The organism is Teichococcus vastitatis (genome assembly GCF_003604215.1).
Classification (GTDB): Bacteria; Pseudomonadota; Alphaproteobacteria; order Acetobacterales; family Acetobacteraceae; genus Pseudoroseomonas; species Pseudoroseomonas vastitatis.
In genome coordinates this window covers 1-1414 of the sequence record NZ_QXGS01000148.1, presented here as the reverse complement: position 1 = coordinate 1414, position 1414 = coordinate 1, and the positions used below count along the sequence as shown (strand labels likewise).

Here is a 1414-nt window from a genome sequence, read left to right as displayed (position 1 = left end):
GTGCAGAAGGCGATGAGACCTACTGCCGGACTTCCTGCGCCGCCTCGCGCGCAGCTTGGCAGATCGCAACGGCGGCAGGTGCCGGATGGCCCTGCTGGAGCAGTATGGCGCGCAGGTGGTCGAGGCGCTGCTCGAGCCGCTGCTGAAACTCCTGCGCCGGCAGCTCACGCATTCGGCTGGCACCCGCAATGCCAATCTGTTCCGGCATTTGGATGTAGGGCTGGATTGTGTTGGGCATGGAGGTTTTCCCCGGGACGTTCTACCGCAGGATGGCAGAAGTCGAGGTTGATTGCTAACAGGCTCAGAGAATAGCCTGTTAAAAATCGCTGTTTCTCTACTTCAAGTAGAACATCTTACTATTGCTGCATCATAAGTGCAGCCGCGCTTCTGCTCCGCCTCCCTGGCCCTGAGATGCCTTGTTCGACATCCATTGCCGGACATACGGCGACGCGCACCTTTCGTTTGGATGGCTCTGGCTGAAGACCTTCACCATCACGTCCAAGCATGCGCCGCGGCAATCACGCCGACTGCGGCCAGCGCACTCCAGGCCGCCAGCACCAGCGCGACCTGGGCTGGCCAGCGCAGTCGCCGTTGCGCCGGAGCACTATGGCTCCTGGTTCCCATCACCACGATATGCCCTCCTGGCTGTTTCGTTGTGAAAACGCACGCGGCGGTAGTGAAGATGCGTGGGAACTCTCCTTGCCGAGTAGCTCATGACCCCTGAGGTCGAAACCTTAGCCCCGTCCACCTCTGCCCACGTCCTGGCGCCAGGCTCTCCAACGACCCCTGCGGCTCCCGCTGCAGCGTCAAGTAAGGCTAGCTCGTGCCCAGCCTCGCGGGCGCGTGGTGGGTGACCGCAGCAGCTACGCGCCTCTGGACCAACAGTTGACGCTGCAAAGCGGTCAGCAGTTCGGAAGCAGCCATCGTTTCGCCTGCACTGAGCGGGTACCTCCGGGGCACAGGTAGACTGGAGAGGCCGATGGTGCCGCTGGAAGAGGCCGAGTCCCAAACAAAAGACACGCTTAAGATGCAACCATAGGTTATGATCCATCAATCAGATGGACAGCTGGGCATGATGCTCGGCGATGGCGAAGAGAAGCTTTGCAGATGGCCGTGCACAATCCCTTGCAGCACAACACCCAGGCAGTCCTTGAGCAGCCGCTCCTGGGTTACGCGGCCGTGTTGCTGTTCTGCATGATGGCCGCAGTGGGAACGTTCCTGGCAACTCCAACCACGTTCCAGACACAAGATGTGGCGTCTCTGCCGCAGTTTGCCTGGCAGCAGGGCGAGGCGGAATAGCTGGTCCGTCTCGCGGTCTGGAGCGTGACGAAGCCGGATGCGGCTCGACGACCTGCGAACGGCCCTCTCATGCGGCCTAGTGCCCGCCATGTGTTGGAGTGGTGGCAGCGCGACG

General features: G+C 61.6%; 2 protein-coding genes. One reads left to right on the top strand and one right to left on the bottom strand.

Going from position 1 to position 1414, the window contains the following annotated elements; translation table 11 throughout:
- Window positions 1–19: 19 nt before the first annotated feature.
- The gene (locus D2K64_RS23580) at window positions 20–238 is read right to left on the bottom strand and encodes a hypothetical protein (protein WP_120010849.1); all 219 of its coding nucleotides are present in this window, start codon (window positions 236–238) and stop codon (window positions 20–22) included.
- Between the two features lie 869 nt (window positions 239–1107).
- Between D2K64_RS23580 and D2K64_RS23575 the strand changes: the two genes are divergently transcribed.
- Complete coding sequence (locus D2K64_RS23575) at window positions 1108–1299, top strand: hypothetical protein (protein WP_120010846.1); 192 nt, start codon at window positions 1108–1110, stop codon at window positions 1297–1299.
- Window positions 1300–1414: the final 115 nt, after the last annotated feature.